Origin of the sequence: Glaciimonas sp. CA11.2 (genome assembly GCF_034314045.1) — a bacterium.
GTDB lineage: Bacteria > Pseudomonadota > Gammaproteobacteria > Burkholderiales > Burkholderiaceae_D > Glaciimonas.
In genome coordinates, this window is the sequence record NZ_JAVIWL010000001.1 from 3323369 (window position 1) to 3338199 (window position 14831).

The window sequence follows — 14831 nt, forward strand, 5'->3', positions numbered from 1 at the left end:
GTGTTGTGTACATCGCATGTGTTTTATGTGTACTCAAGCTTGATTGATGCGCAGCGATTCCTGTTAGTACGTTCATGAGCACGTGAATCATTTTTACCCTATATTTTTTAGATTCAATAAATCGATATTGGCTGTAGTATTTTTTATCATGAGGAAGCGCTATGACTGAAGAAGATATTCGCCGCAACGCGTTTGCTATGCCGTTTCATAATCCAGCCTTTCCGCCCGGACCTTATCGTTTTGTTGATCGGGAATTTTTGATCATCACTTACAGAACAGATCCGGAAGCATTAAAAAAGATTATTCCTGCTCCGCTACAATTTGTTGAACCCATCGTCAAATTTGAATTTATCAAGATGCCGGATTCAACCGGATTTGGGCATTATTGTGAATCGGGACAGGTTATTCCGGTAATGCTGGATGGTGTTGCTGGAGGATACGTTCACAGTATGTATTTGAATGACCAGCCGCCAATTGCAGGTGGTCGGGAGTTGTGGGGTTTTCCAAAAAAGATGGGTGAACCACAGCTAAAAGTGCATAAAGATACGATGGTTGGTACGCTCTCCTATAGTGATACCCAGATAGCCGTTGGAACGATGGGCTATAAGCATTTACCCCTCGACGCAGGCGTGATCAAAAAATCGCTGGAAGCACCGACCTTTTTGTTAAAGATTATTCCACATGTTGACGGGACGCCACGAATCTGCGAACTTGTTCAATATAGCCTCACCGATGTGACGATCAAAGGTGCGTGGAGCGGTCCTGGTGCCCTTGATTTACGCCCCCATGCATTGGCACCGATAGCTGATCTGCCTGTGCTTGAAGTGATTTCTGCTGTACATATTATGTCCGATCTGACGTTGCCGCACGGCACTGTTGTTTATGATTATCTCGCCAATTCAAAGTAAAGGAATGCTATGTCATTAAAAGATAAAGTTGCACTAATTACGGGTTCAGCCAGCGGTATCGGTAAAGAAATCGCCATTGAATACGCACGTGCCGGTGCTAAAGTTGTGATCGCCGATTTGGCCCTCGACGCTGCTACCGCTACCGCTGACGAAATCAATAAGTCCGGTGGTACTGCAATGGCAGTCGCGATGAACGTCACGGATGAAGCGCAGGTTGATAAGGGAATCGCAGATACGGTTGCCGCTTTTGGCAGTATTGACGTGCTGATCAGCAATGCGGGAATTCAGATTATCGCGCCTATCGTTGACTCGACGTTGGATAACTGGAAAAAAATGTTGGCGATTCACCTCGATGGCGCTTTTTTGACCACGCGCGCGGCTATGCGAGAAATGATCAAGGCGGGAACGGGCGGTTCGATCATTTATATGGGATCGGTGCATTCGCATGAAGCCTCGCCCCTGAAAGCACCGTATGTTACCGCTAAGCATGGTTTGATCGGTCTGGCAAAAGTAGTCGCCAAGGAAGGTGCAAAGAACAAGATTCGCGCGAACGTCATTTGCCCCGGTTTTGTGCGTACACCGCTGGTTGAAAGGCAGATTCCAGAGCAAGCCAAGGAATTGGGAATCACTGAAGATCAGGTTATCAAAAACGTGATGTTGAAAGATACCGTGGACGGTGAATTCACGACGGTACATGATGTCGCGCAAACAGCCATATTTCTTGGGGGATTCGAATCTAATGCATTGACTGGCCAGTCGATCGTGGTGAGTCATGGTTGGTTTATGCAATGATCCAGATAATCATCGTCGCCGCTGTAAACTATAATTTGTAACACTTTTGATTTATGAGATTCGCCCGCAATACTTAAAATTAATCCGCATCAGGTGGCGCACATCGTGTGCTATCTGATTGCGCGAATTCGTTAAAATTCTTCTAATTACATCCTCTCATTTCACGCTCTATTTTTAAGCTGTGACGCTGGTGTTCGTCCACGTTTTCTTTTCACTTTAGTAAAAAAGGAAGGTGAAAAAAAATACAGGCAGATTTTTAGAAAAATTTCACCTGATCAAATCATTGCAATATGTTGACCTCAGAAAGAAGTCAATGGAACGCTACGACCCGATGAAAACCTGTTTTAGGTTGCGCTAATAAAGAGAGAATTATCTTGGCAGAATTGTCTTGGTTTACCTGCTGGGAATGAATTCATCTCGTTTATAGTGAATCGAAGCGAATAACAATCTAAGATAGGTCATCGTGGAAAAAATAAATGTGAGACAAGCAGAAATCATCCTGGCTATGCAAGATAAAATTAATCGAAAGGTTGATGATAATTGGTTAGGTTCGGGATATCCCTATTTACGCGGTGTACTGGTTGAGGCTGTCGAAGCACTGGATCACTATGGATGGAAATGGTGGAGTAGCGAGCCAAGAGATTTTTCTCTAGTGCAGATTGAGCTCATTGATATGTTGCACTTCAGCTTGTCTCACCTTATTAGTGAATGTGATGGGAACCTGAATGTAGCGACAAGCGTGTTATTAAGTCGCTCCAATCCAAAACTGGAAAGCTGCCATTTTGATGGCAAAGAATATACGTTGGCGCAGTGCGACGTACCGAAGCTATTGGAGCTAATCGCGGCTTTTGCTGCTAGTGGGCGCAACGAATTGGCTTTGCTGGAGGTCACGTGTCGTGCCTGTTGTCTGAACTGGGACCAGATTATGGTCTTATATATTGCTAAGCATGTATTAAATGTTTTCCGCCAAAACCACGGCTATAAAACTGGGCGCTACACCAAAGTATGGGGCGGGAAAGAGGACAACTCGCATCTGATCGAAATTGTCTCCTATCTTGATCCCGCGGCTGCTAATTTTTCAATGCAAATTTACACATTGCTCAATGAGCGTTACGCTTTTTATGCTTTGTTGCCTCAACCCATCATTTGTGCGCAAAGTGATCGTTCTGACAATTGACGCATTACCTGGCCCTCGTGGATTACCTTGATGCGGTTTTCGTATTGTTTTTAGGCTATTTGGGGGCTGTTTTTAGGTTGTTTACTGCAGCCAGCAATTGGATGCTCTACAATCAAGCTTAATCTGTCCACATTGCAAGGCACCTAATAATATGAAACCATTTGAACCCAATCTACAAGCGCTCGCTGTCGCACGCGATGTTTTGCTAACGCCTTTCGGCCTTGATGAATCCAGTCTGCAAAAAGCGCTCGCGACGATGTTCACGCACAAGGTGGATTATGCCGATCTCTATTTTCAGTTTACAAAAAGCGAAGGCTGGAGTCTGGAAGAGGGAATTGTCAAAACCGGTAGCTTCTCCATTGATCAAGGCGTCGGTGTACGCGCGGTTTCTGGCGATAAAACGGCGTTCTCTTACTCAGACGAAATTTCGGAACGCGCATTACACGATGCTGCAATTGCGACGCGTACCATTGCGCGTCAAGGTGCAGGAAAAGTAAAAATAGCGAGTGTCATGGAGCAAAAAGGCGGTCGCTCGTTGTATTTGCCCAACGATCCTTTAACGTCGCTGGATGCAACTGAAAAAGTAAAATTGCTGGAGCGAATCGAACGCATAGCCCGCGCTAAAGATTCGCGCGTCGTGCAAGTCATGGCCGGGCTGGCTGGTGAATATGACGTCGTTCTGGTAGCGCGAAGTGATGGCGTTATTGCTGCCGATATTCGCCCATTGGTACGACTATCAGTCACTGTTATTGCAGAAAAAGATGGTCGACGTGAAATGGGTAGTAGCGGCGGTGGCGGTCGTTATAGTTACGGTTATTTTACCGATGAGTTGCTGGAAAAATATGCCGCTGAAGCAGTCGCAGCGGCCTTGGTGAATTTGGACGCTCGTCCCGCTCCTGCCGGTCCAATGACCGTGGTGCTGGGTAATGGCTGGCCAGGTATTTTGTTGCATGAAGCGATTGGTCATGGCCTCGAAGGCGATTTTAATCGCAAAGGTTCCAGCACGTTCTCGGGGCGCATCGGAGAGCGCGTTGCCGCCAAAGGCGTAACGGTAGTCGATGACGGAACGCTGGCGGACCGTCGTGGCTCGCTGAACATTGATGATGAAGGCAATCCAACGCAGTGCACCACGCTGATCGAAGACGGTATTCTCAAAGGTTATATTCAAGACACCATGAACGCGCGTCTCATGAAGATGCCGGTCACGGGTAATGCACGTCGTGAATCGTTTGCCCACCTTCCGATGCCACGGATGACCAACACCTACATGCTCGCCGGTGATAAAGATCCGGCTGAGATTCTAGCTTCGGTCAAAAATGGCTTATATGCGGTAAATTTCGGCGGCGGACAGGTCGATATAACGAACGGCAAGTTCGTATTCTCCGCGAGCGAGGCATACATGATCGAAAACGGTAAGGTCACTTATCCGGTCAAGGGTGCGACGCTTATTGGTAATGGCCCTGACGTACTGCATCGCGTGTCGATGATTGGCAACGACATGCGTCTTGATCCAGGCGTGGGCGTCTGCGGTAAAGAAGGTCAAAGCGTACCTGTTGGCGTGGGACAGCCAACGTTGCGGATTGATGGCGTGACCGTAGGTGGAACTGCTTAAAAGCGAAAGGCGCATGATGGTCGAAAAGGTTGTCGTCGCTGATAAGTCGGAGCACGAGGTAAAAAATAATCAGGAAAATATCCGGATGCTCGACTGGAGTTGGCTTCCATTTCAAGATTTGAGCGCTTCCCAGACGTATGATATGTTGGCTTTGCGTCAGCAAGTCTTCGTTGTAGAGCAGAAGTGTGTTTTTCAAGATGCAGACGGGATTGATCAGCAATGCTGGCACGGACTCGGCTATTTGCCCAACGCCGGTTTAGTAGCCTATGCGCGCATCGCACCGCCCGGTGTTGTTTACGCAGAAGCGTCAATTGGTCGGGTCGTAACCGCGTCAACATTGCGTGGCATGAACGCCGGACATGCCTTGATGAATCAAGCGATGGCGCAAGTCGCGAAGTTATTTCCCGGGCATGCCATTAAAATTGGTGCGCAGGCGCATTTGCAACGGTTCTATGGTCGCTACGGTTTTGAGCGGATCGGTGAAGTGTATGATGAAGATGGCATTCCTCACATTCAAATGATAACCACCAGTATGCCAAATTCGTCGACATTCATGCACGACGAAACTATTGCAAAAATTCGTAAGTCTTAGCATTCTCCGATGTTTCTCGAATGATAAAAACCGCCACGGATGGCGGTTTTTTTTTGCGCGAAGATTTTTTTCACGTAAAGCTGTCCTCTTTTTTTTCAAAAAAGTATCGGTTTGCCGATCAAGGATTGGTGGTGTCAACTTAAGTAGCATGTTTGAATGATTCTCATTATTAAATTATGGCTTTATCGGAAGTTTCATCTCTTTCCCATCGCTTGATCGATTTCAAGTTGGCGGAAGAGGTGGCCTGGATCTCATTTTTTTTTGCACGGGAAGGGTTCTAATATGATTCAAACTACTCTAAGTGTCACTAGCAATTTGACGGAACGTGTTGATAATTTTCCTCAAAATTTGACGCAGACACAATGGACTCTGGCCAGAGCTGAAGCCAATAAACGTGGTTTGCAACTCTTGTTGCAGGCCTTATTTCGCGAAAAATTACTCGATTCTGATCAGTTAATTTTTGATCCCGCGAGTGATGCGGTCTGGCTGCCGCACTGGCGAAGTAAAACGTTGTTTCGTTTCGATGGTTTGAAGGCGGGAATGGCGGGGAGTTGGCAATTGAATGGCCATATTCATTATTTGAAAAATCATCAAAGGCCGATTAAAGTGACGACCCCGTCCGAAGCGCTAAATATTTTGGCCGGTCTGTTTGAAGTAGCGACTTCAAAGCCGGACATTGAAAGGCTGCAAGCCGAATTACGTAATAGCACCGAGAACGACACGCTCTGTCTGGCTTACCGTCAATCTTGGGCGCGTAGACTTGAGCAAGAAATACCGATGGGGGAAGGAATGATTTCCTGGTTGCAAAAAAAATCAGGAAACAACAAAGGTGGCGAGCGCTTTAATGGCTGTCTGTTTCTTGAACAATGGGGCACTCTGGGACATCCATGGCATCCAAACTATAAGACAAAACTTGGGATGTCAAAGCAGGAGGTATTTGACATGTCTCCTGAATTCGAAGCCAGCATCGAAGTCGAAGTCGCTGCAGTGCGTGCCGACGTTATGCATATAGAAAACATGCCAGGAATGTCTGGCTTTTCTACTTATTCGGATTGGTTCGAACTTACCTTTCCGCAGGTTTGGGGAATATGGAAAGAGGCTTTGCTTGCGCGTAATTTAACCGTTTCTGAATGGTTGCCGTTGCCGATGCATCCATGGCAGGCACAACGCCATTTGCCGACCGAATTTGCGCTTGAGATCGCTGATCGGAAATTAATTCTACTTAACGAGGTCACGTGCGTGGCTTCGCCAACTATGTCCTTTCGAACTGTCGTTCCACAACGCTCTTCACATTTGCCGATGATGAAATTACCGATCTCATTACGGTTGACGAGTGTGCAGCGAAGTCTTTCCCCAAAGTCAGCCCAAATGGGCCCGCGGGTGAGCGCTCTACTACAGGAAATTCTTGCGAGAGAGCAGGGCTTCGGTGATACGTTGGCCATCGTTTGCGAGCAGATCGGCTTGCATTATATTGATCCGAAAGGTAATGATGAGCACGCCCGGCATCTGTCGATTTTGTATCGCGTCAATCCCATGCATCACGCTCAGGACGGCATGTTTCCGATTCCTGTAGGCGCACTTTTTGCCCCAACATCTATACAAAACAGTGGTAAAAAGACGGCATTAGTGACGGAATTGGTTGCAAGCGCTTTTCAGGATAATGCACAAGGCGCGATCGCCTTCTTCCACCAGTATGCGCAGATTGTGGTGACCGCTACGCTTGGCGCTTATTTGTTGTACGGCATAGGTTTTGAGGCGCACCAACAGAATAGTTTTGTACTGATCGACGCGGACGGCATGCCACAAAAATTACTATTGCGTGATTTTGGTGATATCCGTATTCATGCCGAGGCTCTCCGGGTCGCAGGGTTGACATTGCGTTGTTATAAGGCTGATCAGACCGTATTTGAGGATCGTCAAACGGTGCGCGATAAGTTATTGCATGCGGTCTTTCTTTGCCATCTGGGTGAACTGGCTCTGTTATTAACGCAGCTTTACGATTTACCAGAGAAAAAACTGTGGACGGTTCTGCGCGATGTAATGCAAGATGCCTTCGACCATTTGAAGCCGCGCATCGCCCCTACATTGTGGAAGGAGGAACACGCGCTATTAATGGAACAAGCATGGCCTGCAAAATCGTTTATGCGAATGCGTCTGACGGAAAGCGCCGACGATGAGTTGCGTACTATGTCAAATCCACTTGTTGGGCTAGATCCAAGTGATACGGCAAGGATCAATGGCAACTGAGTCAGCTCAAAGCCGCCGTGCGTTATGGTGGCTGTACGGGATTCAGTTGGTATCAATGGGAGCACTCGAAATGAGTGGCCCTTTTTGGCCAGTTTATCTGCGCTCCCTCGGCCATCTTTCACCACAGATGACCAGTATCGTTGGCGGTGCAGTATATGCTGGTCCGATGCTGGCGGCGATGTTGACGACGCCGCTATGGGGACGTTTGGGGGATCGATTTGGACACAAACCGATGTTATTGCGTGCCCTGTTTGCGCTCGCAATAACCCAATTATGGGTCGCAATCGCGGGAAGTGTCACCAGCATCTTGCTTGCACGTTTGGTACAGGGTGGTTTTGCTGGCTTCATCGCCGCAGCACAAGCTTACGGGGCCGGTATGAGTGCGCCTAAACAACGTACCTTTCTGATCGCACAGCTACAAACGGCGACGGCAATTGGCTCTTTTGCGGGGCCGATGCTCGGTGGGTGGCTATATGCCTATTCCGGATTTGAAAGTGTAAATTTGGTCGCAACCGGGTTATGTTTGTCATGCGCAATAGCTGCGACTGCATGCTTACCGCCGCAGCGAAATTGTTTGCCACAGCCACGCAGTAGCGTTTGTATGATCAAAAAAAACGCTAGTAATCTATCCCTTTTTTGGATCGGATTGCTGCTAGCAATCGTATTGATACAAGCCGGAAAAATGATGCCGCAAGTTTTCTTTGCGCTCTATATCGATAGCGTATTATTGGCTCCGGCGTGGGTGACTGGACTTTGCTACGGAGTCACCGCCTTGGGTCTAACGCTCTCGGCGCCATTTTGGGCGCGCTACTTCGATAAGCAATCTGACGCGCGCGCATTGGGAACGGTCGAACGCATTACCTTGCTGTGTGCAGTCACCGTGGGTTTGCAGGCATTGGCTACCAACATTACTGCGTTCATTGCCGTGCGGTTTCTATGGGGGATATGGCTAGGTGGACTATTGCCGGTTTTTTATGCGCTATTGTCGCGTGCCAGCAGCGACAGCATTCAAGGTTACATTATGGGGCTGGGAAATAGTGCGGCCAAGGCCGGCGCATTACTTGGCCTTGGGTGCGGGACGGCCGCTATTGCGTGGTGTGGCCTGACCGCAGGATTCTGGTTTGTCGCAGTGATGTACCTGTTTGCAGCGCTCGGAATCCGCGTGCTACGCTTTTACTTTCTTCCTAATATCGAGGATGTATTGCATTAATTGGCGATCACGTCATCGGCTGAGTCAGCAGGTTCTGACACATGTACCTAAGCCATCCGAAAACTAAACGTTATGTTGTCGGACAATGGTCATTGTTCGACGCGGTGGCTGCGATTAATATCACGTTTTCCGAAACCGAATTCTCAGTAGGAACTGTCTCTGAACCGCGCCTTGAAAACTCGGTCACGATGCACAAATGGCCAATGGCGACCCTACGTTGGATGATTTAAAGAATTGATTATAAGGCATTATTCTGCGAGTGCAGATTGCGTTTCTGATTGATAACGCACATAATTTTTCGGTGGTAATTGGGTGGTGCTTGCTTAATTTTCAAAATTGCTGCATTATCTGGTCCATAGTTCTCATTAATTACGCGAAAAAATGTCTTTTTCAAACACTTACTTTTATTTTTATTTTAGCTATTCCAGCCCCACGGCGGTGAAAAGCGGTAAGCGTTCGTAATCACAGAACAAACCGAAATTCAAAAAAACCGCCCCTGATGGCGGTTTTTTTATTCCCAGTCACTTTTTAGCCAGGAGAGAGAAATGCCACGTACCGATGACTTGCGCATACGAGAAATGAAAGAGTTAACGCCACCATCCCATTTAATCCGCGAATTTGGCGTCACCGAAAAAGGTGCTACCACAGCCGCTGATTCGCGCATTGCGTTACATCGCATTTTGCATGGACAGGATGACCGATTGATGGTCGTGATTGGACCTTGTTCAATTCATGACACCAAAGCGGCGATGGAATATGCACGTCTTTTGGTCGTCGCACGTGATCGTCTGAAAGGCGAACTGGAAGTCGTGATGCGTGTGTATTTCGAAAAACCTCGCACTACGGTTGGCTGGAAAGGTCTGATCAATGACCCTTACATGGATAACAGTTTCCGCATCAATGACGGTTTGCGCATGGCGCGCGAATTGCTGCTCAATATTAATGAGTTAGGTTTGCCAGCGGGTACTGAGTTCCTCGATGTTATCAGCCCGCAATACGTCGCTGACCTGATCAGTTGGGGCGCGATTGGCGCACGGACCACTGAATCCCAGGTACATCGTGAGTTGGCATCTGGCCTGTCATGTCCGGTAGGCTTCAAAAACGGCACTGACGGCAACGTAAAAATTGCAGTAGACGCTATGAAAGCAGCATCGCAGCCACATCACTTTCTGTCCGTCACCAAAGGCGGTCACTCTGCCATCGTATCGACCAACGGAAATGAAGATTGCCACATCATTTTGCGCGGTGGAAAAGCACCTAATTATGACGCTACAAGTGTCGATGCAGCCTGCAAGGACATCGCAGCGAATGGCTTGGCGCAACGCCTGATGATTGATGCGTCGCATGCGAATAGCTCCAAGAAGCCAGAGAATCAGATTCCTGTCTGTGCTGATATCGCAAGTCAAATCGCCGCTGGTGACGATCGCATTGTGGGCGTCATGATTGAGTCACATCTGGTCGCCGGACGTCAGGATCTGGTTCCAGGCAAGGAACTGACTTACGGTCAATCGGTTACCGATGGTTGCATCAGTTGGGAAGAAAGTATTGCCGTCCTTGATGGATTGGCGGAGGCGGTTAAGCAGCGTCGTCTGAAAAAAAACGCGGCGTAACTGCTGTTATCGATCAGTGCGGAAATCGCTTCTGAGCAAAAAATAAAGGCCGATTCAGTTATCTGAACCGGCCTTTATTTTTTCGTAAGTCTTTAATCAAAAACGTTTGGTCAAGACCATCATGTCACCCTCGCGCCGCATCTCAGTGCGATTGAGAAATGACATACCCAGCAATGCAAATGACAATCCGCTTTCGAGCACGACTGCATCAACCTGCCTTATTTCGATATCGCCAACCTTGACGATATCTAGCCGTACACGATAACCAGGCGTAAGACCGTTGGCGGTATTCATCATCGTTTTTTGACCTCGCTTGTAGTTGATGCCAAGCCTGATCGCATCTGATGCCGGCAAAGCAATGACGGTCGCGCCGGTATCAACCAACATCGTCATGATTCCGCCGTTGACCTGACTTTGTGCCACAAAATGACCTGCGCCGTTCACTTTCAACGTCACACTGGCGTTTGCGCTGGGCGCACTGCGACTGACGAACTCACCAATACCGATGGTCTCAAGTTTGCCTTTTACATTCACCGTTGCAGTCGAGCCTGTGACTGAAGTGAGGCGTATATCGCCGCGAACATTATCGCCGACAGAGTAGGTTTTAGGAGCGGCGCCATCGATGATTAAAACCGCTTTACCAGGGAAAAGGCCAGCCACGCCGATATCGGTTGCTTGAGCCGATAATGCCGTAATTATCATGAAAAGGCAGGCGTTCAGCTTCAGCAAGCGCATGGAGTGTGGACTTCCGATAGGCAAGTTAACGTGGAGGAGGGCGGAAAGCGCACGATATAGCGCTTTTCCGCAGTGGCGTCTTTTGAGGCTTGAGACTGCCGTAGCGAACAATCTCGCTTAATCCCTGAAATTGTTAAATTCCAGCGGCAAGTCTGGTACTTCCTTGCGCAGCATTGCCATCGCCGCTTGCAGATCGTCGCGCTTGGCACCGGTTATGCGGACTGCGTCGCCCTGAATACTGGCCTGTACTTTCATCTTGCTGTCTTTGACCACGCGAACGATTTTCTTGGCATCGTCGGATTCGATGCCGTTCTTGATCTTGATGACTTGTTTGACCTTGTCGCCGCCAGTTTTCTCGATCTTACCGATGTCGAGAAATCTTACGTCAACACTGCGCTTCACCAGCTTATTTGTGAGCACATCGCGTACTTGGGCTAATTGGAAGTCGGAATCGGCGTAAGCAGTCAGATCGCGCTCTTTCAGTTCAACGCGTGCATCGCTGCCTTTAAAGTCGAAGCGCGTAGCAATTTCTTTGCTGGCTTGATCGACGGCATTCTTAACCTCAGCAAGATTGGCTTCGGAAACGGTATCAAATGATGGCATTTTGGTAATTCCTTAATGTTTTTCTAATGGTGCGTGTATTTTGTATTCTTTGAGGCCGTGCGTACCGTTTAGCATTTTGGCCCATTGTGGACGATCCTATCGCTTCGAACCAATTAGACCGACAGCCTCATAGCGTGCATTCTATCGAACAAAAAACCGGGCGGCTATGGCTTCCCTCATTCTTTGCACCGTGGTGTCTACTTTACCCGAGTTTTGCTCGCTTATTTGGCGGGAGCTGTGCGACTTACGTATAATCTTGTATGCCTTTCGCCTATCAGCACGACACGACTCTCACCGCAAATTTGGCGGTTCAGACCGACTTTCCCATGCGCGCCCTCAATACATTAGGTATCGAGGCGACCGCTCATGCCTATTTATCGATCAACTCGGTGGCAGACCTGCAACTGGTGCGATCAGATCCAGCCCTATCTCAGTTGCCGCGCCTGATATTAGGTGGCGGTAGTAATGTGGTGCTCACGCGCGATTTTCCAGGATTGGTGCTGCACATCCGCAATCAAGGTATCCAAGTTGTTGGGGAAGATGCTGATGCTGTCATGATACGTGCCGCTGCCGGTGAAACCTGGCACGCGCTCGTTGAGTGGACATTGACGCACGGATTGGGTGGATTAGAAAATCTATCGTTAATTCCAGGCAATGTTGGTGCCGCACCGATTCAAAATATCGGCGCTTATGGCATTGAGATGCAAGACCGGTTTCATGCGTTAACCGCATTCGATTTTACGACCGGAGAAATGTTGACGTTGCATCGCAAAGATTGCGCATTCGGCTATCGCGACAGTATCTTTAAACACGCTTTACGCGACCGTGCTGTCGTGATTGATGTGACATTTTCATTACCGAAACGTTGGCAAGCGGATGTGCGTTATGGCGATATTAAGGATGAATTAGCGGCGCGTGGTATCGCCGAACCAGATGCGCTTGATGTGAGTAACGCCGTCATCGCGATTCGGACGCGCAAGTTGCCTGATCCAGCGGTGATCGGCAACGCAGGCAGTTTTTTCAAGAATCCAATCATCCCAGCCGCTCAACGCGACGCTTTACTCGCCCAACATCCTGCAATGGTCAGCTATAAACAAACAGACGGTGGCTTTAAACTTGCCGCTGGATGGTTGATTGATCAATGTGGCTGGAAAGGGAAGGCTCTGGGACGGGTTGCCATGTATCAAAAGCAGGCGTTAGTTCTGGTTAATCTAGGTGGTGCGAACGGGCAAGACGTTGTTCGCTTATCGGAAGCGGTTCAGGCCGATGTGATGGCGCGCTTTGGCGTGGCATTGGAACCGGAGCCGATTTTTGTGTGATCGGTGATGACGTGCAAGGCGGTTTTACATGAGTCGTCTTGCACCGTGGGCGACTTTTAAGAAGCCGCCCACTCTCCATTCAATACGATGTTAGGCATAATGACAAACGTAGTTCAGCGTCTCAATCGTTTCAATATCAAAACTGGAATTCGCTGGAATATCAAAGCTATCGCCTGCCACGTACCTGGTCCACAGCGGCTGATCTTTTTGGCGCACTTGGCAGAGTCCGCTGGTGACGTCCATTATTTCGGCCACGCCAGTGTTAAATGTCAGCGTCGAAGGCAGGATTACACCCAAGGTTTTTTTTATGCCATTTTCAAGAATGATGGTGTGGGAAATACATTTGCCATCAAAGTAGACGCTGGCTTGTTTCAGGACAGATACGTTATCGAATTGCGCGCTCATAAGGAAAGCCTTTTAGTTAGAGGGTAAGAGTTGGTGAATGTGATAAAGCGTGCGCAATTATGCCAAATTTCATTGCTTTCATGATCGGCTTGTCCATAATATTTAATGCAATATTTTCCGTAATCAATACGCAAAAAATATGTAAAAAAAGATGCGTAACGTGGATGTCGTGCGTTAGTATTTTTCTACATCGGCGCGCTAGATCGCTGAATATGCTTTCAACGATAAAAAGTCCCTATTGATCATTGCATCAATAGGGACTTTTTATTTTTTCAGGCAGAATTCCACGTGTATTAGTGTTTTAGTGAATGGATGAATGAGTGAATGTGATTCAAATCATTCAGACACTTTTGCGACCAATATTATCCGCGCTGGTTACGCGCGTTAGCAGCAATCCGCAAACGCAACGCATTCAGTTTGATGAAACCGCCTGCATCGGCTTGGTTATAAGCGCCGCCATCTTCATCGAATGTAGAAATCTTCATGTCGAATAATGAGTCGGTTTTGGAGTCGCGTGATACGACGATGACATTGCCTTTATAGAGCTTGAGACGAACCCAGCCGTTGACGCGTAATTGAGTTTGGTCAATCAGCGTCTGCAATGCAACCCGTTCCGGCGCCCACCAGAAGCCGTTATAAATCATCGATGCGTAACGTGGCATCAGATCATCTTTCAGATGCGCGACTTCGCGATCCAGTGTGATGGATTCAATGGCGCGATGTGCGCGCAGCATGATCGTGCCGCCCGGGGTTTCGTAACAGCCGCGTGACTTCATGCCGACGAAACGGTTTTCGACCAGATCCAGACGGCCGATACCGTGCTTGCCGCCTAAACGGTTCAGTTCGGTCAGAACGGTTGCTGGTGACATGCGCGTGCCGTTGAGTGCAACGATGTCGCCTTTTTCGTATTCGATGTCGAGGTATTCGGCTTGATCCGGTGCTGCTTCTGGGCTGACAGTCCAGCGCCACATACTTTCTTCGGCCTCGGCACTTGGATTTTCCAAATGACGGCCTTCAAAGCTGATGTGCAGCAAGTTGGCATCCATTGAATAGGGTGCGCCGCCATTTTTGTGTTTCATGTCGATTTCGATACCGGCGTCTGCTGCGTATTGCAGCAATTTTTCACGCGACAGCAAATCCCATTCGCGCCAAGGTGCAATGACTTTGACGTTTGGCATCAACGCATAAGCGCCAAGCTCAAAACGAACTTGATCGTTACCTTTGCCGGTCGCGCCGTGCGAGATTGTGTCTGCGCCGGTTTCGCGGGCGATCTCAATGAGGCGTTTTGCGATCAACGGACGCGCAATCGACGTGCCGAGCAAGTATTCACCTTCATACACGGTGTTGGCACGAAACATCGGGAATACGAAGTCACGCACGAATTCTTCACGGACATCATCGATGTAAATATTTTCCGGCTTGATACCAAATTTCAATGCTTTTTGGCGCGCTGGTTCCAGCTCTTCGCCCTGACCTAAATCGGCGGTGAAGGTGACGATTTCACATTGATAGTTGTCTTGTAGCCACTTCAAAATGACTGAAGTGTCGAGGCCGCCGGAATAGGCGAGAACTACTTTTTTTACGTCGCTCATGATCTTCTTTCTAATGTTTCAGTGCTATT

At 48.4% G+C, this 14831-nt stretch carries 13 protein-coding genes; 9 read left to right on the top strand and 4 right to left on the bottom strand.

Annotation, left to right across the window (positions count from 1 at the left end):
* The first annotated feature begins 161 nt into the window (after positions 1–161).
* From RGU75_RS14420 to aroG, 8 genes are all read left to right on the top strand, one after another.
* On the top strand, positions 162–908 hold the full coding sequence (locus RGU75_RS14420) for an acetoacetate decarboxylase (protein WP_322237020.1): 747 nt from the start codon (positions 162–164) through the stop codon (positions 906–908).
* 9 nt (positions 909–917) lie between these two features.
* Positions 918–1700, top strand: a complete 783-nt coding sequence (locus tag RGU75_RS14425; RefSeq protein ID WP_322237021.1) for a 3-hydroxybutyrate dehydrogenase — start codon at positions 918–920, stop codon at positions 1698–1700.
* A 463-nt stretch (positions 1701–2163) separates the two neighbouring features.
* A complete protein-coding gene (locus RGU75_RS14430; RefSeq protein WP_322237022.1) occupies positions 2164–2877 on the top strand; it encodes a dUTP diphosphatase in 714 nt (237 codons plus the stop codon).
* A gap of 151 nt (positions 2878–3028) precedes the next feature.
* Positions 3029–4489 (top strand): metalloprotease TldD, encoded by a 1461-nt coding sequence (gene tldD / locus RGU75_RS14435; RefSeq protein WP_322237023.1) that lies wholly within the window; start codon positions 3029–3031, stop codon positions 4487–4489.
* 13 nt (positions 4490–4502) lie between these two features.
* Positions 4503–5081 (top strand): GNAT family N-acetyltransferase, encoded by a 579-nt coding sequence (locus tag RGU75_RS14440; protein ID WP_322237024.1) that lies wholly within the window; start codon positions 4503–4505, stop codon positions 5079–5081.
* 282 nt (positions 5082–5363) lie between these two features.
* Positions 5364–7328, top strand: coding sequence for an IucA/IucC family protein (locus RGU75_RS14445; RefSeq protein WP_322237025.1), 1965 nt, complete (start codon positions 5364–5366; stop codon positions 7326–7328).
* Positions 7318–8538: an MFS transporter gene (locus tag RGU75_RS14450; protein WP_322237026.1), complete on the top strand. Its 1221-nt coding sequence runs from the start codon at positions 7318–7320 to the stop codon at positions 8536–8538. The genes RGU75_RS14445 and RGU75_RS14450 overlap by 11 nt, the downstream gene beginning before the upstream one ends.
* 545 nt (positions 8539–9083) lie before the next feature.
* Positions 9084–10148 (top strand): 3-deoxy-7-phosphoheptulonate synthase AroG, encoded by a 1065-nt coding sequence (gene aroG / locus RGU75_RS14455; protein WP_322237027.1) that lies wholly within the window; start codon positions 9084–9086, stop codon positions 10146–10148.
* Between the two features lie 96 nt (positions 10149–10244).
* Here aroG and RGU75_RS14460 read toward each other — a convergent pair whose 3' ends face one another.
* Positions 10245–10883, bottom strand: coding sequence for a retropepsin-like aspartic protease family protein (locus RGU75_RS14460; RefSeq protein WP_322237028.1), 639 nt, complete (start codon positions 10881–10883; stop codon positions 10245–10247).
* A 117-nt stretch (positions 10884–11000) separates the two neighbouring features.
* A complete protein-coding gene (locus tag RGU75_RS14465; protein WP_322237029.1) occupies positions 11001–11486 on the bottom strand; it encodes a YajQ family cyclic di-GMP-binding protein in 486 nt (161 codons plus the stop codon).
* A 260-nt stretch (positions 11487–11746) separates the two neighbouring features.
* Here RGU75_RS14465 and murB point away from each other — a divergent pair, with 260 nt between their 5' ends.
* A complete protein-coding gene (murB, locus tag RGU75_RS14470) occupies positions 11747–12805 on the top strand; it encodes a UDP-N-acetylmuramate dehydrogenase (protein ID WP_322237030.1) in 1059 nt (352 codons plus the stop codon).
* Between the two features lie 90 nt (positions 12806–12895).
* Here murB and RGU75_RS14475 read toward each other — a convergent pair whose 3' ends face one another.
* Entirely contained in the window at positions 12896–13210 is a 315-nt protein-coding gene (locus RGU75_RS14475) for a pyrimidine/purine nucleoside phosphorylase (protein ID WP_322237031.1), read from the bottom strand.
* Between the two features lie 362 nt (positions 13211–13572).
* Positions 13573–14802: an argininosuccinate synthase gene (locus RGU75_RS14480; RefSeq protein WP_322237032.1), complete on the bottom strand. Its 1230-nt coding sequence runs from the start codon at positions 14800–14802 to the stop codon at positions 13573–13575.
* Positions 14803–14831: the final 29 nt, after the last annotated feature.

Excerpts from the sequence above, each read along its gene's own strand:
- RGU75_RS14460 (WP_322237028.1), bottom strand. The coding sequence starts at position 10,883 with ATGCGCTTGCTGAAGCTGAACGCCTGCCTTTTCATGATAATTACGGCA.
- RGU75_RS14465 (WP_322237029.1), bottom strand. The coding sequence starts at position 11,486 with ATGCCATCATTTGATACCGTTTCCGAAGCCAATCTTGCTGAGGTTAAG.
- RGU75_RS14445 (WP_322237025.1), top strand. The coding sequence starts at position 5,364 with ATGATTCAAACTACTCTAAGTGTCACTAGCAATTTGACGGAACGTGTT.
- RGU75_RS14475 (WP_322237031.1), bottom strand. The coding sequence starts at position 13,210 with ATGAGCGCGCAATTCGATAACGTATCTGTCCTGAAACAAGCCAGCGTC.
- RGU75_RS14440 (WP_322237024.1), top strand. The coding sequence starts at position 4,503 with ATGATGGTCGAAAAGGTTGTCGTCGCTGATAAGTCGGAGCACGAGGTA.
- RGU75_RS14420 (WP_322237020.1), top strand. The coding sequence starts at position 162 with ATGACTGAAGAAGATATTCGCCGCAACGCGTTTGCTATGCCGTTTCAT.
- RGU75_RS14425 (WP_322237021.1), top strand. The coding sequence starts at position 918 with ATGTCATTAAAAGATAAAGTTGCACTAATTACGGGTTCAGCCAGCGGT.
- aroG (WP_322237027.1), top strand. The coding sequence starts at position 9,084 with ATGCCACGTACCGATGACTTGCGCATACGAGAAATGAAAGAGTTAACG.
- murB (WP_322237030.1), top strand. The coding sequence starts at position 11,747 with ATGCCTTTCGCCTATCAGCACGACACGACTCTCACCGCAAATTTGGCG.
- RGU75_RS14450 (WP_322237026.1), top strand. The coding sequence starts at position 7,318 with ATGGCAACTGAGTCAGCTCAAAGCCGCCGTGCGTTATGGTGGCTGTAC.
- RGU75_RS14480 (WP_322237032.1), bottom strand. The coding sequence starts at position 14,802 with ATGAGCGACGTAAAAAAAGTAGTTCTCGCCTATTCCGGCGGCCTCGAC.
- tldD (WP_322237023.1), top strand. The coding sequence starts at position 3,029 with ATGAAACCATTTGAACCCAATCTACAAGCGCTCGCTGTCGCACGCGAT.